Raw genomic sequence first — 23605 nt, 5'->3', positions numbered from 1 at the left:
CCCAGCCCTAAGCAGGGAGCAATTCCCTGCTTTTCCTCCTAGGTGTTTTTTATGTTCAAAATCAAATCATTATTTAATTATGTTATTTCAATTCTGTTTATTTTTTGTGTTTTAAACTCGCTGTCTATCTATGCAAAAACAAGCAAACAACTACTCCCCGTTAGTGTTCAGCTTTGGTCTGTTAAAGATGCCTTAAAAGCGGATTTTGATGGCACCCTTTCATCTATTGCTGATATGGGCTTTCAAGGTGTGGAATTTGCAGGTGACTTTGGGCCTTATAAGAACAATCCAAGTGCACTGAAGGACAAACTCGCGAAACTAAATTTAGTCGCTAGTAGCGCACATATCGGCTTTGATTCCTTAACGGATGACACCTTAGCAGACACATTATTGTTTTATAAAACCCTTGGTGTTTCGATTTTATTTGTACCTTGGGATGAAAGAGCTTGGCAGCCACAAGGAATCACCTCTCTGACCGAACAACTCACTCAGGTTAATGAAATCGCTCAGCGCTATGCTATGCACATCGGTTTTCACAACCATAATAAGGAGTTTAATCAATTCCAAAACGCGACATACTGGGACGCTATTGCCAGTAATACGCCATATACCCTGCCACTGCAGCTTGATATAGGTTGGGTACATTATGCAGGAAAAGATCCTGAATATTTCATTAAAAAATACCCAGGACGAACCCTGGCAACCCACTTAAAAGTTCGCACCCATCCTAACGATGGCTTAAGTCCTATATTAGGTGAAAATGATTATCCATGGCAAAAAATAATAGAAACATTGATTGTTGATGGCGCCACTCAGTGGCTAGTCGTAGAGCAAGAAGAATACCCGAATGGGTTAACACCAATGCAAAGCGTGGCTAAATCTAAAGTTAATTTAGATAAGATCCTCGCTAAAATGGGCGAATAAAGTAAACCTACATCATTGATAAAATAACTTATTATACCAATCGTGTTAAGTTACTGACCATTTATAGCGACAGATAAATACAGTGATAACAAGGCATAAATTTTGCCATGTAATTGTTCTAATTGAAAAAATTATAACGCAGTTAGCGCTTTATTTAGCTCGCTAGAATGGTTAAATATTTAAGTCGATTGGTATTACACCCTCTGACACAAACAGTAGGGACTAACAATAGTACATTAACTATCTTAGTCCCTATGAACTCTTAATAATTATACATCCCACTCTTTCAGTGTGTCTTTTAAGTATTCATAACGCCATGAGTTAAGTAAATCGGGCTTTGGAGTCTGTTCACGCTCAGCGCTGGTTAACTTCCAATTCCAACTGATCAACTGGTTGATTTGCTTTTTAGATGCAAATACATCTTCTGGAATGCCCTGTTTTTTAGCAACTGCAGTGATTTTTTGTTTAATTTCTTTGGCTACTTTTTTATAACTTGGAAAGTCAATAAGTCGTCTTAGTGGCTCAGGAAAATCTGCAACAGGGATCACTTTAGCTTTTTCAATACACTTTAAGATTTCAACGCCCGAGCGGTTAACTTCGATGCTATCGACTTCTGGGACATTACGCATTGCAGTTAAACTCGTTGGTTTGCGTTTTGCCAATTCAACCAAGCAATGCTCTTTTAATACAAAGTTAAGCGCTAAATTTTTGCGTATCGCTTTGTTACGACGCCAAGCCGCAAGCTCTCTTAATACAGCAAGATCCGCAGGTTTTAATTGCCAAGCATTTTTAATGTCTCGATACAGATGTTCATCCGGTGTTTGATAAGCCCGTTTTTGTGCAATCAACTCACTTTCATTGATCACAATATCAAAGAAACCAGCGTCGTTGATTTGTTCAATAATAATTTTAAAGCACGGTAATAAATGAAATACATCAGCTGCAGCGTAATCGAGTTGTTTAATTGTTAGCGGACGCTGTAACCAATTGGTCCGTGATTCGCTTTTGTCGATTTCAATATCGAGTAAATTTTTTACCATATGAGCAAAGCCCATGCAGTTGCCATTGCCTAATAATTGCAAGGCAAATTGGCTATCAAATAAGGGAGCTGGTACGAAGCCGGCGTATTTTTGAAATACTTCAATATCTTCCGACGGTGAATGCAAGACTTTTAACACCGCAGGATCACGTAGAATCTGCCAAAAATCAAACAATGATAGCTCGGCTAGCGGATCGATTAATGCTAAATGTTCGCCGTCATAAACTTGAATAAGGGCAACTTCAGGATACAAAGTACGGCGACGCATAAATTCTGTATCAATTGCTAAGGTGGGTTTGTTACGGATCTGCTCTACAAACTCATTTAATTGATTTTGGGTTTGGATCAATTGATATTGCACTTAATCTCCTACAATAAAAAAGCCGACATATGTCGGCTTTTTTAGCTTGCTAATCTTTCAAGGCTCGTCTGAGTATTTTGCCAACGTTTGTTTTTGGCAATTCATCCCTAAACTCAACCAGTTTAGGGACCTTGTAATTAGTTAAATTATCACGACAGTGTTTTATTATATCTTTTTCAGTCAAAGATGGGTCTTTTTTAACAATAAAAACTTTAACTTGTTCGCCGCTAACATCATGAGGGATACCAATTGCTGCTGCTTCTAAAACACCTTCATGCATTGCAATCACTTCTTCGATCTCATTTGGGAACACATTAAAGCCAGATACGATGATCATATCTTTTTTACGGTCAACAATATAAAAGAATCCTTCATCGTCATAAGTGGCTATATCCCCTGTGGCAAACCAACCATCTTGCAAACACTCAGCCGTTGCATCAGGACGATTATAATAACCAACCATCACTTGTGGACCTTTAACCCATAATTCGCCCGGCTCACCTTTGGCTGCTTCTTCACCATTATCTAACATCAACTTGATCTCAGTATTAGGTGCAGGTAAACCAATCGAACCATTGTATGAATCTAGATCATAAGGACTGACAGTAACTAATGGCGAACACTCAGTTAAACCATACCCTTCCATTAATTTGCTACTGGTGATCTTTTGCCATTTTTCAGCAACAGGTCGCTGTACAGCCATACCACCACCAAGGGACATTTTCAAACTTGAAAAATCAAGCTCGGCAAAACCCGGTGTGTTCAACAAACCATTAAATAATGTATTTACACCCGTGATCGCGGTGAATTTATGTTGGCCTAATTCTTTCACAAAGCCTTTCATATCACGCGGATTAGTGATCAATAAATTTAATCCACCATACTTCATAAACGTTAAGCAGTTCGCTGTTAGTGCAAAGATATGATAAAGCGGTAAAGCAGTGACAACAACTTCTTTGCCACGTTCTAACACTTGATCTAAGCAACCAGAAACCTGCTCTAAGTTACCTACCATATTGCCATGGGTCAGCATTGCACCTTTAGAGACACCCGTTGTGCCACCGGTATATTGTAAAAAAGCAATATCAGATAAACACACTTCAGGTTTAATGTAATCTTTTTCGTTCGCTGCAAGTAAGGCTTCAAACTTAATGGGGTTAGGCAATGAATAGCTTGGCACCATTTTTTTAATATGCTTAACAACAAAGTTAACCAAGTGCTTTTTAAAGCCACCCACCATATCACCCACTTGGGTAACTACGATGTGTTTTACTTTAGTGTGCGGCAATGCTTTTTCAAGCGTGTCTGCAAAGTTAGCCAGTATAAAAATCGCTGATGTTTCTGAATCATTTAATTGATGTTCAAGCTCACGTACAGTGTAAAGCGGATTAACGTTAACTACGACACAACCGGCACGTAAAATACCGAGTATTGAAACAGGTGTTTGTAATAAATTTGGCATCATTACAGCCACTTTATCGCCTTTTTTCAATCCCAGCTCTTTTTGAATATACACAGCAACACGTTTTGTTGCTTGGTCTATTTCATCATAGCTCAATGTTTTACCCATATTGGTAAAAGCAGGCAAGTCTTTGTAGTCAGTGAAGCTTTTTTCAAACACTTCTAACAACGAGTTGTAGTGCTCAGGATCGATTGTTTCAGGCATACCCTCTGGGTAGCGCTTCAGCCAAATTTTGTCCACTCTTAGCTCCTGTTCTATTTATAATTTATTTTTATTAAACCTTAAACTAAGTAAGGCAATTTCACAATTGAGCAATCACTCTAATTCGCAAATATTCCCACATTTTGTGCAAATATACAATTAACATGCACCAGTTTGCAGCATAAAGGCATGAATCTGCTGTAAACACTGCTCAGGGCTTTGCATATGACAGTGGTGGCCACCTTCAACTTCATTTACTATTAAGCTTTTGTAATAATTAGCATATTTATTTAAATTATCACTAATAAATTGATACCCTTCACTGCCTAGAATTAATTGGCACGGCACATTTATTTCGCTTATTACCGCTATGCATTGTTGCTCATCAAATCTAAAACCTGAATGATTTTTAAGCTTTGGATCAGTTCTTAGCAGCCATCCTTGTTCAGTTTCTCGTATATTTCTGTCCATCAAAAGTGCTATTAAATCCAAAGGTAAGTCACTTTGTACCGCCCGTGCTTGGTGTATTATTTGTTTTGACTCGTACTGTCGGGGTGCTTTTTTATTTACACGACGTCGATTCAAAATTGCATTTCTAAGCTGCTCGACCACTTTTTTACTGGGTGTTGTGACAACTCCCAGTCCTTCTATCATAGTGACCGTATTTACTTTATCAGGAAAACAGCTGGCAAAAAGACCAGCGGCCATTGCGCCCATAGAATGACCAACCAAGTGTACTTTATTAACCCCAAGTTGCTCGATTAAGTTATAAATATCATCAATGTAATCAATGAAATAATAGTGTGCATCGCTTCCACGCCAATCTGATAAACCATGTCCAGGAAAGTCTACACAATACCAAGTTGCAGTTAAGGTGTTATGTTCTAACATGGGTAAAAAACTATGACAATTATCAAGCCAACCATGTAATGCAATGACAACCTCTTTTCCTTGCCCAAATGTTAGGCCATGAAGTGTTAATGCGCCACTTTGAACTGAAAATGGATGCACTGCGTAATTCCCCTTTGTTTTTAGTTTGTTTAACGTAAAAGACATTTATTTATACTACATTGCGTATACAATGGCACTACATAATAAACAGGGTACAAAGATGAAGAAACAAATAAGCCTCTTGGCATTATTATGCTCAGCAAGTGCATACGCAGAGCAAGCACCAAAAAACATAATTTATATGATTGGTGATGGCATGGGCCCCGCTTATACTACAGCATATCGCTACTTTAAAGATGATCCGTCTACCAAAGAAATAGAAGGCACGGTGTTTGATACAATCCTTAAAGGCATGGCACATACTTACCCTGACGACCATACTTATGTAACTGACAGTGCTGCTGGCGCAACTGCTTTGAGCTCAGGCCATAAAAGCTATAATGGTGCAATTGCAGTTGATACCGATAAAAAACCGGTAAAAACAATGCTCGAAATTGCTAAACAAAAAGGCATGATCACCGCATTAGTTGCAACCTCACAAATCAATCATGCCACGCCTGCAAGCTTCGCTGCACATAATGAATCTCGTCGTAACTACGATGAAATTGCCAATGATTACATTGATAATAAAATTGCCGGAAAACTTCCCGTTGATTTAATGCTCGGTGGCGGTACTAAATATTACATCCGCGAAGACCGTAATTTAGTTGCAGAATTTAAGCAAGCGGGCTATCAATACAGTGATGACTTTAGTGCGTTAAAAGATATTAAGCAAATTCCTGCGCTGGGATTATTTGCTCCAGTTGCGCTTGACTTTGCGTTAGATAATAACCCAACACGCTTAGCACAAATGACCAATAAAGCGCTTGAGTTACTTAATGAAAATAACAAAAGTGGCTTTTTCGTGATGATCGAAGGCAGCCAAATTGATTGGTGTGGCCATGCCAATGATATTGCCTGTGCAATGGCGGAAATGGATGATTTTGCTAAATCAATCGAGCAAGCAAAAGCGTACGTTGATAAAAACCCGGATACCTTATTGGTGATCACCGCAGATCACTCAACAGGTGGTTTAACATTAGGTGCGCATGGTCAATATAAATGGGAAACCGAGGTAGTAAAAGGCGTGAAAGCCACAGCCGTTAAATTAACTAAATTAATGTCAGAGTCTGATGATTTAAAAGCTATTTGGACTGCTAACACGAATATAGAATACACTCCCGAAAACCAGATCAAGCTTGAACAGGCAAAAAAACTAGGCGATAAACCACTTAATCTTGCCATTAAAGATATTATCAGTAGAGCCAGCTTCACCGGTTGGACTACTGGCGGTCACACTGCTATTGATGTACAAGTATTTGCCTATGGTAAAGGTGCTGATAAATTTATCGGCTCACAAAACAATACTGATATTGCCGATAAACTGATCGGCTTTATTGAACAGCAGTAACGTTTAACTGGCATGTTGCTTTTCCTGAGGGTAGAGGCTAACTGCAACATTAAAGGTTAATTATAAAAAGCCCAGTCATAATGTATCTGGGCTTTTTTAATCACAGCTGGAGGTAAACTTTTGCCAAATACTGGCACATCAACACATAGTTAAATTACTGTCTAATTGTTAAGCGTAGATGTCCACACCAATTAAGTTTTGTACTTCAGCTCGGCGTTCTAAATTAGCAAACTCGGTGTAGGTTGAAATAGCACGACTTACTTTGGCTGTCGGTTGGTCATAAATCGTTTGTCGGTAACTAGGTTGGGCAGTGTCACTTTGTAACTTATCAGCCAGCGCAATACCTGCTTGGCTTGATTTAACAAACTCCGCAGACTGTTTATTATCAGCAGCAGATTGCTCCAATAACCCCTGAGGTTTATTAGTGTTGATCTGTCTTGAGGTAATTTTACCGGGTATGTCTCCCGAGTAAAACCCTGAGCCAATAGGTAGATTCAAAGTTGCGTCTCGTTACTTAGGTTTTTAAATTATGTGCCAAATTTAATAACCTTGCAAGTTGCTTTATTAATCAGTTTATTCGCGTCCAGGTAATTTTTTCCAGGTTACTGTATCACGTACATATTTAGGTTGAGCTTGCGCAGCACTGACCGTACGTTGCGCACTGAAATCATCGCTAATTGTAGCCAACATAAAACCGGCATCAGGTAATATGATGTCGTTATTGATAGCAATTTGTGGGTTATCTGCCAGTGCCTCAGGGTATGTTTGCCAGCCAGTGCCCACTGCAATCCCTGGTTCGTCTGCAAGAGATAATAATGCGGGTTTTAATACTTGTTCGTCACCTTGTAAGGTCATCACACCATTATCACTGATTCTGTAATGGGCAAAATATATTTCTCCCATACGCGCATCAATAGCACTAAATACACTTTTTTCACCGGTTTGTTGATAAGCTTGCTGCGCCATCATTTGCAGCGTTGACACACCAACTAGTGGCAGTTTACATGCATAAGCTAAGCCTTGCGCGATGGCGACACTAATACGCACGCCAGTGAAACTACCTGGGCCTTGGCCAAAACCAATAACATCTAAATCAGTTAAACGGCAATTTGCCTTAGCTAACAACTGATCAACCAACGGTAAGATTTTTTGACTATGCTGTTGCGGGCATACTTCAAAATGGTGAAATAACTGACCATTATAATTGAGCACTAAAGACAATGCTTCGGTAGAAGCGTCAAATGCTAATAGATTAATATCACTAGTACTGATTGCGTTATTCATGGTAATTATTTCTCTAGTTAATGTGTTCTAAAAATTCACTGGCCACTTGAAGGCTACGTGTGCGGCGCATCGGCGGCAAGCTTTTTAAAAAGACTTGGCCGTATTGGCGTGTCACTAAACGGTTATCGCAAATCACCAACACCCCTTTATCCTTACTATCGCGGATCAGTCGTCCAACGCCTTGTTTTAGTGCAATCACCGCTTGTGGCAATTGAATATAAGCAAAGGGATCATGTCCTTGTAATTGCGCATCTTGCATTTTAGCTTGGAGCAGTGGATCATCGGGTGCTGCAAAGGGTAACTTATCAATAATAACACAACTGAGTGTGCTACCCCTGACATCAACTCCTTCCCAAAACGACGCAGTACCTAATAATACGGCATTACCATGGCGGGTAAATTTTTCTAAAATAATACGTTTAGACATTTGCCCTTGCATATAAATAGGATAATCAATCTGAGTACTTAGCCCTTCGGCGACTAAATGCATCATCCGATAGCTGGTAAACAATACAAAGCAGCGCCCTTTTGCTGCTTTAATTAAATCGAGGGTAAGCTTAACAATCGCATGAGGCATATTCGCTGCATGTGTTTCAGGTAAATAACGCGGTAAACATAATAAGGCTTGCTGATAATAATCAAACGGACTATCAACCATCATACTTTTGGCAGGCTTAAGGCCAAGGCTTGCGTTAAAATGATCAAGTGCATTATCGACAGATAGAGTCGCTGAGGTGAATACAAAGCCAGCCCCCGTGTCTGCCATCATTTGCGCAAATTTAACTGATACGTTAAGCGGAGTTATATGTACGGTTAAATAGCGGCGTGTTGTTTCATACCAATAACTGTTACCTGTTTGGCTTATATCAAATACCCGCTCTAATTGCCCTTTAAAAGCTAAGGTACGCTCAAATGGGTGTTCTATTTTATCGCTACGGTCTAAACAATGTTTGAGTACTTGATACAAAAAGTCTAAATCGCTGATCACCCTATGTAACGCGGCGCAAATTTCTTTACTTGCCAGCATTTGTCGCCAATCACCTCGGCTACCATCTAAGCCAAATTGTAAGCGCAAGTCTGCAACACTGGTTTCAAGCTTATTTAAGGTTTTACCAAGTTGCAGCATATCCGGAATGTCAGAGCGATAAATTGCTCGTAAATCATTAATTAAGTCCACCAGCTTTTTAGTGCTGATACTCTCACCAAAGTAATCACTGGCAATTTCACTTAATTGGTGTGCTTCATCAAATATATATGCATCAGCTGTGGGAATGAGTTCAGCAAAGCCGGTATCTTTTACCGCCATGTCTGCAAAAAACAAATGATGGTTAACCACTACTATATCGGCATCCATCGCTTTTAAGCGGGCTTTGCGAATATAGCAATCTTGAAAATCAGGACACTCTTTACCTAAGCAGTTATCTGCAGTGGAGCTTACATAAGGTAATACTTTGGCATCTTCTTCGATACCAATACAATCAGCCAGATCACCGGTGTGCGTTTCACTGGCAAATTTAGCCACCATGGCCAATTGATGCATCACATCAGAATCATCGGTCGGTACATGGGCAACATGCTGATTAAGCCGATAAGTACATAGATAGTTACTGCGCCCTTTTAGCAGCGCGGTTTTTTTACTCGCACTAAGCGCTTTGACTAATTGTGGTAAATCACGGTGATATAATTGTTCTTGCAGCGCTTTCGTACCGGTTGAAATTATTGTTTTACCTTTGGACTTTAGCGCGGGGGCTAAATAAGCGTAGGTTTTACCTGTACCAGTGCCCGCTTCAACCACTAATTGCGAGCGGTTTTTTAATGCATCACTCACCGCAACCGCCATATCGATCTGCGGTTGGCGAGGCGTATAACCATCTAAAGATTGCGCTAACGGACCTGCTGCACTAAAAAGCTGTTTGATAATAACGATCGCTTTGCTAAAAATAATAGCGGGATTTTACGTAAGCATAGCCCCAAGGGCAAGTGAATACGCAAAGCAAATAGCAAAGGAGCAATGCCCCTTTGCTATTGTTATTGTTGTGCGTTGATCGTTAAAGTAATACCACTTGCCGCAGTATAACCTTGTAAATCAATATACCAAGCACCAGCTTGGGGATTGCTAATAGTACAGCTTTCATTATTACCATTTTTATAAGGTCGACATTGATATGTTGACGTTGATGACGGCGAACCGAAATTCACATACAGATCAGCATCCCCGCTACCACCTAAAATAGAAATATTTAACGACGCGTAACCCGCACTGATATTTTGACTAAAGCGAGTCCAACCTCCTGTTGCCACACTGACATTCGTCTCGGTACGATTAATCGGTGTCGGTACATTATTGTCACCATCATAACTACCCGTTAAGGAAACACCGGTAATAGCGCTCCATGCTTCAACCATGACATGATATGTACCTGATTGTATATTACTAATAGCGCATGCTTCATTACTGCTTGAATTAGTGCTGTTACAGTCAAAGTCTTGTAAAGTAGGCGGTGCGCCAAACTTAACGTATAGATCAGCATCGCCACTGCCACCTGCTGTAGTAAAGTTTAAATTACTACTTCCTGCAGGGACTGCTAAGGTATAAAAAACTTGCTCTTTAGCAAGCGCATTAATTCCAGACACTGTGGCACCATTTTCCAGTTCATTGTCAGTGGGTGGTACTTCATAGCCGGCATTTTTAGCCAGTTCAGCTAAGTAGCTCACCGCAAGTTTGGCAAATTTACTCGCATGATCAGCATCAAAATTACTGTCGTTTGCAGTATGGATTAGCGGGTTAATATCAGCCATGCGCGACTCAAATGGCATTGAGGCGGCAAAGCCCTGCTGATACCACGAAGCATGATCTGAACAGCCATATCCACACTGATCAAAACCATAACTTAGGGTGGGTAAATAAGTGTCGATCAATTGTCCCAAAAACTGATTTTGGCCGCTGTTAGTATAATCTGTCATCATCACAATATCATCGCTACTGCCATGATTACCGGTCATATCAAATTGCACCATACCTACCACATTTTTGCCCTGTGATTTATACGCCGTTGCAATCGCTTTTGAACCTCGCAGCCCTACTTCTTCAGCTGCAAAACCAATAATTTGGATTGTTCTTTGTGGTTGATAGTTATTATCTACGATTGCCCGAAGCACTTCTGACAAGACCGCAATACCGGAGGCATTATCATCCGCACCGGGCGCTCTACCATTACTAGGATTTGATTGATTAATTGAATCTAAATGACCGCCAACAATTACTATTTCATCCGCTTTTTCTCTGCCTTGAATAGTCACAATTACAGATGATTGCGACCAACTATGGCTAAAGTAATCAACACTAATATCAGCGCGGTTGCTCGCTAACTGTTGCCAATAATCTTTTAACCATTGAGATGCATCAACTCCACTTTGTACTGAGTAATAGCGATTATTAAAAGCACTCAACGAATTAACGGTAAGGGTTAGATCATTAGGACTAATGTTATTGATCAGTGTCTGTACCGTTTGCGCATTATCTATTGTGTAGTTAATAGCCAAACTGTTGATTGACTGATTCTGTACTTTAGCTAATTGCTCAGTATAAAGCTGCGCCTCAAGCAATGATTCATGTGCTACAAAGCCACCGCAACGATGGTAATTGTCGTGCATAAATTCACTTAAATTAGCCACTTCAGCCTGTTTAATACGCATAAAATCAACAGAAGATAAGCTGGATGCTTGTGGAGCGAGGAGCTCTGTACTGTGTTTATGAGCTGTTTGGTTTAATTTGTAATGTTTAGCTGCTACAGGGTCAATACTTACCCAAATACTGTCAGGCTCTTGTGCTATTACCAGCTGACTTACCAATAATGACACAGTGCCAAGCAGGACGCTTGGTGCAAAGATATTCATAACAGTTTCCTTTTTTTCTGTGTTTACCCAAATTCAGACTCTGAAAATATAAGGGGAAAAAAGGGAGCGAATGCTCCCTTAGGTGAGGGATTAGTTAGCCGTTATTGTTAACGTTACGCCACTTGCCGCGCTGTAGCCTTGTAAATCAATATACCAAGTGCCCGCTTGTGGAGCAGTAATTTCGCAACTTTCGTTGTTACCATTTTTATATGGTCGACATTGATAAGACGATGTTGATGATGGCGAACCAAAATTAACATACAAGTCTGCATCACCAGAACCACCCGCTATAGCGACATTCAATGTTGAATAACCTGCGCTTAGTTCTTGACTAAAACGAGTCCAACCACCTGAGCTAACACTTACATTGGTTTCAGTACGGTTTATTGGTGTACTACCCGTATCACCGCCATCAAAACTCCCCGTGAGTGAAACGCCCGATATTTGGTTCCAGGCTTCAACCATTACATAGTAAGTACCTGCTTGAACATTGCTGATAGCACAGCTTTCAATGCTGGTTGAAGTCGTGCTGTTACAGTCAAAACTATTTAGTGTTGGTCTTTGCGCAAATTTTACATACAAGTCCGCATCACCACTGCCACCTACCGTATTAAACTGCAAATTAGTGGCATTAGCTGGTACTTCTAAGGTAAAGAACAGTTGCTGTTTTTCTGTACCACTGATCCCAGTGCGTGGCACGCCATTGCTAAGTGGCTCGTCAATTGGTGGCTCTACTCCTCCACAACTACTGCCAGGGCTTAAATTTGACGTTACACCCACTGCCGCAAGTGCGCTTTGTACATCACCTGGGCTGTAATCTAAATCACATGCCGCATCCATTACGCCATTCCCTGCCAAGTCCCAATTGGTACTAGCGGTCCAATATAATTGGTTTGCACGCGCCATAACCTCAAAAGCTTTTCTAGTATCCCAACCAGCTTTAGTTGCTAAGTTATAGAATGCTTTATTAAATACACCGGAGCTGTAATGTACATCCATCCCAGAATAATAACTCGATTGGTTATCAATTGAACTACCATCTTGGGTCGGGTTATTCATGTAACGCAATGCACCATTGCCTTTGAAAATTTCTTGGCCAACTAACCAATCATTAGTGCCTAGCATATAAAACTCGGCAGCTTCACCAGCCATATCAGAAAACGCTTCATTCAAGCCGCCCGATTTCCCACTGTATACAAGCCCTGAATTTTGCTCAGTAAAACCATGGCTAACTTCATGAGCAGAAACATCTAAACTAACTAATGGATAAAAGGTATTTTGACCATCACCAAAAGTCATTGCTGATCCGTCCCAAAAAGCATTTTCATAATTACTGCCGTAATGAACACGCATTTGCAATTGAAAAGACAGCGGAGGAGAACCAATCCAGTCGTTATACATATTAAAAATGACATTACCAAAGTAGTGCGCGTCATTTAATGGCGAATAAGCGCCATTTATTTCCTTAAAGGTGTTTTCGGGGCAAGTAAAGGAATACGCTGAAGAGCCACTGGTGCCACCATTTAAATTAATGGTTTTAACATTTGCGTTATTCATGGTGCAAGTGTTGCCTGATTGCGACACATCTAAACTACTAAAATCAGTTCCGTAAATGTACTTTCCTGTTTTTAAATTTCCACCAGGGCCTGTAGCATTGGCATGTTGAAGGTTATCAAAGCTATGCAAAACCTCACCAGAATTCGCATCAATTATCTGATAAGGTCGAGAAGGATTAGCACCATAAGTAACATACGATACTTCATACACTAAATGTGCGAAATGTTGCGCATCAAGCCAAATCGCTAAACGCGATTGTTCATTGTGTTTTTTAAGGCTTACTGATTTAGCCGCTGCGGGGGAGTTTTTTAACCCCTGTGTAATAGCCATTTTTTTACTGAGTTTTGGCATCACTGAGCTTATATCGCTACTAATATCATATACAGCAGCACCATGAGCGCGTTTTAATTGGCCATTATTATCAAACGTTAAACTCACAGTATCACCAATGACTGGTAATCCTTGATACTGTTGTTGATAACGCCGAGTCGTATCACCATTATTACTTTTTACTTCTTTTAATACGACTAACTCATTACCTGCATCCAAACCAACTAACTGGATTGGGCTTGCCATAAGTACCGATGACGCACTATTTTGCAAAGCTGTAGTTAGGGCTGCTTGCTCATTCAGATATTGTTTATTTGCAGCTACTGCACTTGATACTTGCGTTACCGCAAAAGCAGCAAAAGTTGCTAATGTGATTTTAGATAAATTCACGTTTACGCTCCATTTAAATTGTTATTTATTTAATATTTTTGTATTAAACCGGCACTACCCGTTCCCGATTCAGATTCAGCCTAGACTGTTTTTACTGAAATTGAAAATTAAACAAAAAATTAACAAGTGCGAAAGCTGAAACACTCTAAAACAATAACTTAACCTTAAACTGTTAATTAAAAAACAAAAGAAACCCAGTGAATGTAAATATATGGATACATAAAATTAACATTTACTTGCATTTCATTTGTCTTTATTATTGGTAATGTATTAAATGTCATTTCTGCTCAGACCTATAACTGCAGTGATTATGTTGATTGACAACAGAGCTATATATGTAGATAGCAAACTGCAAATATTGACGATTAGCAAAGAAGCTATTGCGGTTTAAAAGCAGTAATGTCGATAAAGTCTCAAACAAAACCATCAATTAATTTCGTTGTTGCTACGTGAGTAGCAAAAACGCCTCTTAAAAGTGTAATTATCAGCATTGTCGCGGTGACATTTCAAAGTCTCAGGAGTAACATACCCGCGCGAAAGTACATTCCCTTTTGCTCATTCCAATATATTATTTAAGGTCAAACAATGAATGCTTGGTACCTCATTTGTTTTTTATCTGCATTAGCGATTTTTATCGCATTTGCTAACCAGTATATCCTCAAAATGCAAACCACTATTGCCATAACAACTGGCTCAGTAGTGATTTCATTGTTATTAATACTCGCGGTAAAATTATTGGGCGATTCAACCGCACTGGAGATTACACAAATAGTCTCAAGTATCGATTTTAATCAATTATTACTCAAAGGCATGCTCGGCTTTTTACTGTTTGCAGGCGCACTAGAAATTAACCTTGCGGCACTCAAAAAACAACGTTTTGAAATTACCGTACTGGTGTTATTTTCGACCTTAGCCTCCACCTTTATCATTGGCTTTTTAAGCTTTTACTTATTTGCCGCGTTAGGCTTTGCGGTGCCTTTTATCTATTGTTTATTGTTTGGTGCATTAATAAGTCCAACCGATCCAATTGCAGTGCTTGCAATTATTAAACAAATGCGTGCCCCTGAAGGCATTTCTGTGCAAGTTGAAGGTGAATCATTATTTAATGACGGTATTGGTTTAGTTATTTTTACCACTATTTTTGCCGTGGCTTTTCTCGACACTGAAGCCAGTGCAGCAGGCATTGCAGAGCTATTCTTTGTCGACGCACTGGGAGGGATTGCATTTGGTTTAGTGATTGCGTTAGTGGGTCATTATCTGATCATCAACAGTCGTGATGTAAATATTCGCTTGTTACTAACCTTAACTATACCGACAGCAGGATTCGCCGCTGCCAATATATGGGAAATATCTGGCGCACTGGCGATGGTAACTAGCGGTATATTGTTAGGTAATATAACCCGTACTAAAGCGACAGAGCGCACCGGGCCTGAAGACACTCGCTACGTAAAAGACTTTTGGCACGCCACCGATAGCTTTTTAAATGCGTTGTTGTTTTTGATTATCGGTATGCTAATTGTCACTATGCCCATCAGCCTAGCTGAAATTGGTTTAGGACTACTAATGGTGCCTGTAGTATTACTTGCTCGCTTTATCAGTGTTGGCGCACCGTTTGTGGTATTTAAGAAATTTAGAAAATACGACAAACACTCAGTTAAAATTTTAACCTGGGGCGGCCTGCGCGGTGGCCTTGCTTTAGCAATGGCTGCGGCAATTCCTCGTGATCAAGTATTTGTGGGCGGCTCTGATTTACATAACCTGCTTGTTATTGTTACCTACGTTGTGGTGATATTTTCGATTATTGTGCAAGGGCTCACTATTTCGCCGTTAATTCACAGTAGCATTAGTGCCAAACAACAAAACTAACATTTAAACTTACTTCTGGCGCCGCGAGCTAATGCTTACGGTGCTAGAATTAGTTATGCATTTCCTATGCATAAGATCCTATAAATATTACGCCCATGTGTCTAAATGGGTTTCGTCTTCCTCGTCTGTTTTGCGCTCTTTCTTAGCTGTTTCAAGCTTTTCTTTAGGCAGTAGTTCATTGCGCTCCAACTGACGTTTTTGCCGCTTTTCACGTTCAATTCGCTGCGCGTTCGAATCTTTTAGCCCCGCAATATGAAAAGCGCCTTTCGACTCAAGTTGCAAACGAGTGATCTGCCCTAAATAAGGGATCATAATATCCATACGTTCCTCCTTTGGTTACTCTTATCATCGGCCGTTATAGCTTATTCTTTAATTTATGCAAAAAAAACTTGCCAGCTTCCCCACAAATGTGTTTTTCTATATGTGAAATTTACTTAAACAGATTAAACACTTTTGTTTACATGAAGCAATGATAAAACGAAAGTTATTTAGGATATATTATAATGCGCTTAAACCTGACAACAGTACATCATCACCACCATTCACCGGAATAACCTGTCAGGTCTTTCGCTGAGAGGTTATTCCTAAAAGGAACCTCTGGCGAGTCAACATACAATGATTCATTTTTCGCCCTGAGGTTCCCTCGGGGTTTTTAGTTTTTAAATTAAAGGAAAAATGAATAATGAGTAATAGCAACCGTCTACGTATCGCCATCCAAAAAGGTGGCCGCCTTTCTAAAGATTGCCAAGACTTACTAAAACAGCTAGGTGTTAAACTTAACTTGCGTGAGCAACGTTTGATTGCCCACTCGACCAATATGCCGATTGACGTACTACGTGTGCGCGATGACGATATACCCGGTCTGGTAATGGACGGCGTGTGTGATTTAGGCATAGTAGGCGAAAACGTACTCGTTGAAGTACAAGCTGAGCGCCAGCGCCAAGGCGTACCAAGTGAAGTAACTAAATTGTCTAAACTTGATTTTGGCTACTGTCGCCTTGCACTTGCATGGCCGTCAGAACTTGGCAAGCAAGATAAAAGCTGGTTTGAAGGCAAACGCATTGCTACCACCTACCCTGAAATCTTAACTCAATACTTAAAGCGTGAAGGCATAAACGCCAGCACAGTAATGCTGACTGGCTCTGTAGAAGTCGCACCACGTGCAGGACTTGCAGATGCAATTTGTGATTTAGTATCTACCGGTGCCACACTTGAAGCCAACGGCCTTATGCAAGGCGATACTATTTTAGAATCAAACGCCTGCCTTATCCAAAATAAAGACTTACAAGATGCTGACAAACTAGCACTTATCAACAAACTTATGCCACGCTTACGCGGCGTGAGACAAGCCAAAGAAAGCAAATACATCATGCTGCACGCGCCAAAAGATAAACTGGATGAAATTTGCGATATTTTACCAGGCTCTGGCCAACCAACGGTATTAGCTCTTGCTGGCTCTGATGAGTACGTAGCCCTGCACATGGTGAGCAGTGAAACATTATTTTGGGAAACAATGGAGCAATTAAAAGCGCTAGGCGCCAACTCTATCCTCGTTATGCCAATTGAAAAAATGATGGAGTAAGTCAATGTTGCGCTGGAATGAGGTTTCCAAAGATGCACAAGCAGCGGCGCTAATGCGCCCTGCTGTTAGTGCAAGTGTGGAAGTAGAAGCTATTTGCCAAGCTATTATGGCAAGCGTAAAAGAGCAAGGCGACACAGCCTTACTCGACATGGCTAAGCAATATGATAACCGCGAAAATCCGCGCTTATTAGTGCCGCAAAGTGAGATCAATGTCGCTGAGCAGCAGTTAAGCGCTGAGCTTAAATACGCGATAGACACGGCCTACGCTAATGTAAAACGTTTTCACCAAGCACAGCTACCCAAAGATATTAAATTGTCGACTCAGCCCGGTGTGTTATGTGAACTAAAATACCAAGCCATTGAAGCCGTTGGAATATATGTGCCAGGTGGCAGTGCGCCATTGCCTTCATCAGTGATCATGCAAGGTGTACTGGCGCAGCTAAGTGGAGCGACAACCGTAGTGTTAGCAACACCGGTGCAAGGTGATTTACCGATAAACCCAGCAATTTTATATGCGGCTAAACTATGCGGTATCAAAACAATCGTAGAAAGTGGCGGCGCAGGTGCAATCGCCGCAATGGCTTATGGTACAGACTCAGTGCCCAAGGTGAATAAAATTTTTGGCCCGGGTAACAGCTTTGTGACTATGGCTAAACAACTAGTAGCTCAGACCATACCAGGCATGGCGATCGATATGCCTGCGGGCCCGTCTGAGGTGTTAGTGATTGCCGATGAGCGCGCAAACCCTGAATTTATTGCCGCTGATTTATTATCTCAAGCTGAGCACGGCGCTGATTCGCAAGTAATTTTACTGTGTAACAGTGAACGTATGATTGCCCGCACCGAGCAAGCCATTGAACGCCAATTAGCTAAACTATCGCGTCAAGATATTGCCGCAAAAGCATTGGCTAATTCATCGCTTATTTTGGTTGATTCAATCGAGCAAGCATTTGCTGTATCAGCACAATACGGCCCTGAACACTTAATACTGCAACTGGCTGATGCCAACCCGTATTTAAACAAAGTTAAAAATGCAGGATCTGTATTTGTGGGTGACTACACGCCAGAATCTGCTGGTGATTATGCCTCTGGTACTAATCACGTATTACCAACCTATGGCTACAGTGCCACTTATTCAAGCTTAAACTTACTTGATTTTTTTCGCACTTATACCGTACAAACCATTACTCAAAATGGTTTAAAAAACTTATCAAAAGCAATTTTACCATTGGCTGATGCAGAAGGACTTGATGCCCACGCAAATGCCGTTAAGGTGCGTTTAGAGGCGATGAACAATGAGCAATAATCCTTTATTACCGGCCAATATTGATGCATTAGCAGCATATAGCTCGGCAAAAAGTGAGAAACTAACCGGCACAACGTGGCTTAATGCAAATGAAAGCCCGTATGTTAAAAGTATCGATATCAGCATTAATGATTTAAATCGCTACCCTGATCCGCAGCCTATGAATGTTATTAACCGCTATGCTGATTACGCAGGACTCACTGCTGAACAAGTACTTATGACCCGTGGTGCGGATGAAGGTATTGAGCTACTGGTACGCACCTATTGCCAACCAGAGCAAGATTCGGTTGCTTTATTTTTACCTACGTACGGCATGTACAAAGTCACCGCCGACACCCACAACGTAGCAATAAATGGCTTAAGCCAAGCATTATTACTCGATGGTACTGTTGATCAAATAATCAACGCTGTTGGTAATAGCAAATTAGTGTTTATTTGTAATCCAAATAACCCAACAGGCAGCTTAACACCGCTTGAAAAAATAAAGGCTATTGCAACAGCACTTGCCGATAAAGCTCTGGTCGTTGTGGATGAAGCTTATATTGAATTTTGCCCAGAGCAAAGTGCAAGCAAACTCATCAACGAATTTGCCAACATAGTAGTACTTAGAACGCTCTCTAAAGCATTTGCGTTAGCAGGCCTGCGTACAGGCTTTACTCTTGCCCAATCGTCAGTACTAGCGCCAATCCGTAAAGTGATTGCACCGTATCCAGTATCAACGGTAGTGGCAAGCATTGCTGCAAATGCACTCAGCCCAGATGCCATTACTTCAATGCGTCGCCAAGTAAGTATTTTAAATGCACTAAGGGCAAAGCTAAAGCAGTGGCTCGAAGCCTCCCCTGCCGTATTACAAGTGCTCAGTGGCGAAGGAAACTTTGTCACTCTAAAGCTCGCCGATAAAAACAGCTTTAATATCGCACTTGAGCAAGGCTTAGTTATGCGTGCTTTTACTTTATACGGCGAAAACGATTGGCTACGTATTTCAATCGGCAGTGAGCAAGAACTAGAACAAGTAAAAATATGGTTAGATGGCCTAAGCCAATCAGCCACTTTTAAAGAGCAGGAAGTATCATGAGCAACCCGTATTTATTTATCGACCGTGATGGCACTATTATTGAAGAGCCAATCACCGACAAGCAAGTAGACAGTCTTGAAAAGTTAGCGTTTTTACCAAACGTGATCCCTGCTCTTTTGCAATTACAAGGCGCAGGCTATCGTTTAGTGATGGTGTCAAACCAAGATGGCTTAGGCACTGACAGCTTTCCAACGGCTGATTTTGATATTGCCCAAGATAAGATGATGGCTATTTTATCAAGCCAAGGCATTAAATTTGACGACGTATTAATTTGCCCACACTTTAATGAGCAAAATTGTGATTGTCGTAAGCCAAAAACAGGGTTGCTTACCGAGTTAATGCGCTCAGGTAAAGTCGACTTAGCACGCTCATTTGTGATTGGCGATCGCCAAACAGATATTGGCCTTGCACAAAACTTGTGTTGTGAAGGTATTTTGTATGACGGTGATTGGAATGCAATTGTCACTAAACTTACCACCGCTGATCGACAAGGCCGCGTGACTCGCAACACTAAAGAAACGCAAATTGATGTAAAACTCAATTTAGATCAAAGTAAAAATGGCGAGATCAGCACTGGCCTAGGCTTTTTTGATCACATGCTTGATCAAATTCGCACCCATGCCAATATTGGCCTTGATATTCAAGCCAGCGGCGACTTGCACATTGACGAGCACCACCTTGTTGAAGATATCGGCATTGCCCTTGGTTTAGCGCTTAAACAAGCCCTTGGTACTAAATCACAAATTGCTCGCTATGGTTTTGCCCTACCGATGGATGAATGCAAAGCAGAGGCACAAATTGACTTGTCAGGTCGTGCTTCGTTTGTATTAAACGCTAACTTTAGCCGTGAAAAAGCCGGTGATTTAGACGTACAAATGGTTGAACACTTTTTCAAAAGCTTAAGCGACAATGCAGCGATCAGCTTAATATTGTCGGTTAGCGACGGTAACTGTCATCACCAAGTTGAAGGTTTATTTAAAGCGTTTTCTCGCGCTTTACGTATGGCCATTGCCGCTGACGCCAGCCAACAAACAGCAAGCTCTAAGGGGTGTTTATGATTGCCATAATTAACACCGGTTGTGCCAACATAAACTCTGTACGCTTTGCTTTTGAGCGCTTAGGGCAAACGCCAGAAGTGATCACCTCGCCAGAGCAACTTAAAAACTTTGAACGCGCCATTTTACCAGGTGTTGGCCATGCATCTGTTGCTATGAAGCGCTTGGTAGAAGGCGGTTGGCAACAGGCAATCAATGAATACCAACGCCCTCTGATGGGAATTTGTTTAGGCATGCAGTTACTGTGCGAAAGCACTGAAGAAGGTAATGTGCAATGCCTTGGCAAAATACCTGGGCACGTTAAAGCACTTGATGTGGGTAGTTTAACGTCTCCGCACATGGGTTGGAATAACCTCACCGTTAATCGTGAACATGCTTTAACCAAAGGCCTTGATGCAAACAAGCAAGTATATTTTGTGCATAGTTTTGCTCATACCGTGAATGATGCAACATTGGTTAGTGGCGAATACGGGCAAACCTTCTCAGCGATTGTTGCCAACGATAACTACGCGGGTATGCAATTTCACCCTGAACGTAGCGCTAAAGTCGGCACTCAGTTATTGCAGAACTTTTTAGACTGGCAGCTATAAATAAAGCGTATCAACACAAATTAATAAAGAGAATTCAAGTGATTATTCCAGCATTAGATGTATTACAAAATCAAATTGTGCGCTTATATCAAGGTAAATACGATACCGCACAGTTTTACCCGTTTGAGCTTGGTGCGCGCTTACAAGAGTACGCACAAAGCGGCGCAGGTAAATTACACCTTGTTGATTTAGAAGGCGCACGCGATCCTAATAAAAAACAATGGCAACACATTCAAGCAGCCACCAAAGCACTTAACGTACCGTATCAAATTGGTGGCGGTATTCGGACAGAACAAGACGTAAGCGACTGGCTTAAAGCCGGTGCTAACCAAGTAGTAATTGGCTCTATGGCGGTTGAAAAACGTGATGAAGTAAAAAGCTGGATTGAAAAATTTGGTGCCAAGCACTTTGTTATCGCCCTCGACGTTAATAAAACCGACAATGGCTGGGCACCTGCCACCCACGGTTGGTTAAGTGAATCAGAATTCGGCTTATTTGAATTAGTCGATTTTTATGTAGCACTGGGTGTAATTGATTTTCTATGCACGGACATCAGTAAAGACGGCACCATGACTGGTCCTTCGTTTGCATTATATGAAGACTTAATAAAACACAACAGCAATATTAAAGTACAAGCATCTGGGGGTGTAAGCTCGCTTGATGACATTAAAAAGCTCAAAGAGCTTGGTGTAGGCGGTGTTATTTTAGGTAAGTCACTGCTTGATGGCGCATTTAATGTAGAGGAGGCGTTGGCATGTTATCAAAACGCATAATCCCGTGTTTAGACGTTAAAGACGGCCAAGTAGTCAAAGGCGTTAAATTTAAAGGCCACGAAGTGGTTGGCGACATATTAACAATGGCTAAAGCGTATAGCGAAGCTGGTGCTGACGAACTGGTATTTTATGAAATTAGCGCCAGTGTTGAAAAACGCCTTCTCGATGTAAACTGGGTAGAGAGCATAGCACGTCATATTGATATTCCATTTTGTGTTGCAGGTGGTATTAAATCAGTGGCTGATGCAGCACGCGTATTAGAACGCGGCGCTGATAAAATCAGTATAAACAGCCCTGCTATTGCCCGTCCTGAGCTTATCAAAGAACTACATGATGAGTTTGGTAAACAATGTGTCGTTGTCGGCATTGATAGCTTTTACGATGAAGTAACTGGCAAATATTTAGTGTATCAGCTTACTGGCGATCCTAATGCGTCAAGCCGCACCCGTTATAAAACCGAAGAATGGGTAAAACGCGTGCAAGACTTAGGCGCAGGCGAAATCGTACTCAACTGCATGAACCAAGATGGCGTACGCAATGGCTACGATAACCAGCAGCTGTCTAAAATGCGTGCTTTGTGTGATATTCCACTTATCGCCTCAGGTGGTGCTGGCACCATGCAAGATTTTGTCGATGTATTTAAACAAAGCCACGTTGATGGCGCACTGGCAGCCAGCGTATTTCACAAAAATGTGATCAACATCGGCGAATTAAAACAATATTTAATAGATAACCAAGTGGCGGCGCGACTATGCAACTAACCAAACAAAACCTTACCCAAGTTGATTTTGCTAAAAGCGAATTGATCCCTGCCATCGTGCAAGATGCCCGTACTGGGGTTATTTTAATGCAAGGCTTTATGAATCAAGAATCGCTGGAAGTCACCTTTGAAAAGCAAAAAGTGACGTTTTACTCGCGTTCAAAAAATCGTTTATGGACCAAAGGCGAAACCTCTGAGAATTACTTAGAAGTAGTGTCTGTCCATACTGATTGCGACTATGACTCTATTTTAGTGCTGGCTAACCCGCTTGGTCCAACTTGTCACTTAGGCACACAAAGTTGTTTTGGTGATGCTGCAAAACCAAGCCTAAGCTTCTTAGCGCAGCTTGAGCAAGTGATTGTATCGCGTAAAAACGACGACCCTGATAAAAGCTACACCGCCTCTTTGTTTGCTAAAGATTTAAGCCGCAGTTGTCAAAAAGTGGGTGAAGAAGGCGTTGAGGTCGCTTTAGCTGCAATGAAACATGATAACGAAGAGCTAACCAATGAATCCGCTGATTTGATATATCACTTAATCGTATTGCTACAGCGCCAAGGTCTAGAGCTACAAGACGTAGTAGCGTGTTTGCAAGGAAGACATAAGTAACTATTAAAATACTAATTAAGCGCTGAGTTATACTTAGCGCTTTTTAAATATAGTTAAGGAATGAACTCAAAAACATTGCTTAGTGCCGTGTCCGGTTTTAGTGCTGAGGATCATTATCTATAATAGAATAACTTTGCTATAGTATA

20 protein-coding genes are annotated in these 23605 nt (G+C 41.0%); 11 read left to right on the top strand and 9 right to left on the bottom strand.

Annotated features, from left to right (window positions below; translation table 11 throughout):
• The first annotated feature begins 51 nt into the window (after nucleotides 1–51).
• Nucleotides 52–924: a sugar phosphate isomerase/epimerase gene (locus tag H5180_RS11675; protein ID WP_145235683.1), complete on the top strand. Its 873-nt coding sequence runs from the start codon at nucleotides 52–54 to the stop codon at nucleotides 922–924.
• A 269-nt stretch (nucleotides 925–1193) separates the two neighbouring features.
• On the opposite strand, the gene rnd is transcribed toward H5180_RS11675, so the two are convergent.
• From rnd to H5180_RS11660, 3 genes are all read right to left on the bottom strand, one after another.
• Entirely contained in the window at nucleotides 1194–2324 is a 1131-nt protein-coding gene (gene rnd / locus H5180_RS11670; RefSeq protein WP_182758281.1) for a ribonuclease D, read from the bottom strand.
• Between the two features lie 49 nt (nucleotides 2325–2373).
• Nucleotides 2374–4026, bottom strand: a complete 1653-nt coding sequence (fadD, locus tag H5180_RS11665) for a long-chain-fatty-acid--CoA ligase FadD (RefSeq protein ID WP_145235691.1) — start codon at nucleotides 4024–4026, stop codon at nucleotides 2374–2376.
• Between the two features lie 120 nt (nucleotides 4027–4146).
• The gene (locus H5180_RS11660; protein WP_145236301.1) at nucleotides 4147–4998 is read right to left on the bottom strand and encodes an alpha/beta fold hydrolase; all 852 of its coding nucleotides are present in this window, start codon (nucleotides 4996–4998) and stop codon (nucleotides 4147–4149) included.
• 100 nt (nucleotides 4999–5098) lie between these two features.
• On the opposite strand from H5180_RS11660, the gene H5180_RS11655 reads away from it, so the two are divergent.
• Nucleotides 5099–6388: an alkaline phosphatase gene (locus H5180_RS11655; protein WP_182758280.1), complete on the top strand. Its 1290-nt coding sequence runs from the start codon at nucleotides 5099–5101 to the stop codon at nucleotides 6386–6388.
• Nucleotides 6389–6556: 168 nt separating this feature from the next.
• Here the strand turns inward: H5180_RS11655 and H5180_RS11650 are convergent, their stop codons facing one another.
• The 5 genes from H5180_RS11650 to H5180_RS11630 form a co-directional block, all read right to left on the bottom strand.
• Nucleotides 6557–6886, bottom strand: a complete 330-nt coding sequence (locus H5180_RS11650; protein WP_149980212.1) for a hypothetical protein — start codon at nucleotides 6884–6886, stop codon at nucleotides 6557–6559.
• Nucleotides 6887–6961: 75 nt separating this feature from the next.
• Entirely contained in the window at nucleotides 6962–7672 is a 711-nt protein-coding gene (gene tsaB / locus H5180_RS11645) for a tRNA (adenosine(37)-N6)-threonylcarbamoyltransferase complex dimerization subunit type 1 TsaB (RefSeq protein WP_182732282.1), read from the bottom strand.
• Between the two features lie 13 nt (nucleotides 7673–7685).
• A complete protein-coding gene (locus H5180_RS11640; protein WP_220491309.1) occupies nucleotides 7686–9512 on the bottom strand; it encodes an ATP-dependent DNA helicase in 1827 nt (608 codons plus the stop codon).
• 188 nt (nucleotides 9513–9700) lie between these two features.
• Entirely contained in the window at nucleotides 9701–11569 is a 1869-nt protein-coding gene (locus tag H5180_RS11635) for a M28 family metallopeptidase (RefSeq protein WP_182758279.1), read from the bottom strand.
• Between the two features lie 90 nt (nucleotides 11570–11659).
• Nucleotides 11660–13846 (bottom strand): pre-peptidase C-terminal domain-containing protein, encoded by a 2187-nt coding sequence (locus H5180_RS11630; protein ID WP_182758278.1) that lies wholly within the window; start codon nucleotides 13844–13846, stop codon nucleotides 11660–11662.
• A gap of 585 nt (nucleotides 13847–14431) precedes the next feature.
• Between H5180_RS11630 and H5180_RS11625 the strand changes: the two genes are divergently transcribed.
• Nucleotides 14432–15712, top strand: coding sequence for a sodium:proton antiporter (locus H5180_RS11625; RefSeq protein ID WP_145235717.1), 1281 nt, complete (start codon nucleotides 14432–14434; stop codon nucleotides 15710–15712).
• Between the two features lie 87 nt (nucleotides 15713–15799).
• Here H5180_RS11625 and H5180_RS11620 read toward each other — a convergent pair whose 3' ends face one another.
• Entirely contained in the window at nucleotides 15800–16033 is a 234-nt protein-coding gene (locus H5180_RS11620; protein WP_145235720.1) for a hypothetical protein, read from the bottom strand.
• Nucleotides 16034–16394: 361 nt separating this feature from the next.
• On the opposite strand from H5180_RS11620, the gene hisG reads away from it, so the two are divergent.
• From hisG to hisIE, 8 genes are read left to right on the top strand one after another with little or no spacing between them, the layout of a single operon-like run.
• Nucleotides 16395–17294 carry an ATP phosphoribosyltransferase gene (gene hisG, locus H5180_RS11615; protein WP_145235723.1) on the top strand — a complete coding sequence of 300 codons (900 nt, stop codon included), beginning with the start codon at nucleotides 16395–16397 and terminating at the stop codon, nucleotides 17292–17294.
• Nucleotides 17295–17298: 4 nt separating this feature from the next.
• Nucleotides 17299–18600 carry a histidinol dehydrogenase gene (gene hisD, locus H5180_RS11610; protein ID WP_145235726.1) on the top strand — a complete coding sequence of 434 codons (1302 nt, stop codon included), beginning with the start codon at nucleotides 17299–17301 and terminating at the stop codon, nucleotides 18598–18600.
• On the top strand, nucleotides 18590–19675 hold the full coding sequence (gene hisC / locus H5180_RS11605; RefSeq protein WP_145235729.1) for a histidinol-phosphate transaminase: 1086 nt from the start codon (nucleotides 18590–18592) through the stop codon (nucleotides 19673–19675). Before hisD ends, hisC begins: the two co-directional genes overlap by 11 nt.
• A complete protein-coding gene (gene hisB, locus H5180_RS11600; protein WP_145235732.1) occupies nucleotides 19672–20733 on the top strand; it encodes a bifunctional histidinol-phosphatase/imidazoleglycerol-phosphate dehydratase HisB in 1062 nt (353 codons plus the stop codon). The genes hisC and hisB overlap by 4 nt, the downstream gene beginning before the upstream one ends.
• Nucleotides 20730–21320 carry an imidazole glycerol phosphate synthase subunit HisH gene (gene hisH / locus H5180_RS11595; RefSeq protein WP_149980203.1) on the top strand — a complete coding sequence of 197 codons (591 nt, stop codon included), beginning with the start codon at nucleotides 20730–20732 and terminating at the stop codon, nucleotides 21318–21320. Before hisB ends, hisH begins: the two co-directional genes overlap by 4 nt.
• A gap of 38 nt (nucleotides 21321–21358) precedes the next feature.
• A complete protein-coding gene (locus H5180_RS11590; protein WP_145235738.1) occupies nucleotides 21359–22093 on the top strand; it encodes a 1-(5-phosphoribosyl)-5-[(5-phosphoribosylamino)methylideneamino] imidazole-4-carboxamide isomerase in 735 nt (244 codons plus the stop codon).
• Nucleotides 22075–22854, top strand: a complete 780-nt coding sequence (gene hisF, locus H5180_RS11585) for an imidazole glycerol phosphate synthase subunit HisF (protein ID WP_145235741.1) — start codon at nucleotides 22075–22077, stop codon at nucleotides 22852–22854. The genes H5180_RS11590 and hisF overlap by 19 nt, the downstream gene beginning before the upstream one ends.
• On the top strand, nucleotides 22845–23459 hold the full coding sequence (gene hisIE / locus H5180_RS11580) for a bifunctional phosphoribosyl-AMP cyclohydrolase/phosphoribosyl-ATP diphosphatase HisIE (protein ID WP_182758277.1): 615 nt from the start codon (nucleotides 22845–22847) through the stop codon (nucleotides 23457–23459). The genes hisF and hisIE overlap by 10 nt, the downstream gene beginning before the upstream one ends.
• The last annotated feature ends 146 nt before the right edge of the window (nucleotides 23460–23605 follow it).

Source organism: Pseudoalteromonas sp. SR41-4, assembly GCF_014163985.1.
In the GTDB taxonomy this organism is placed as follows: domain Bacteria; phylum Pseudomonadota; class Gammaproteobacteria; order Enterobacterales; family Alteromonadaceae; genus Pseudoalteromonas; species Pseudoalteromonas rhizosphaerae.
Note: the sequence above shows the minus strand (reverse complement) of the source record. Positions and strands in the feature narration are given on the sequence as shown.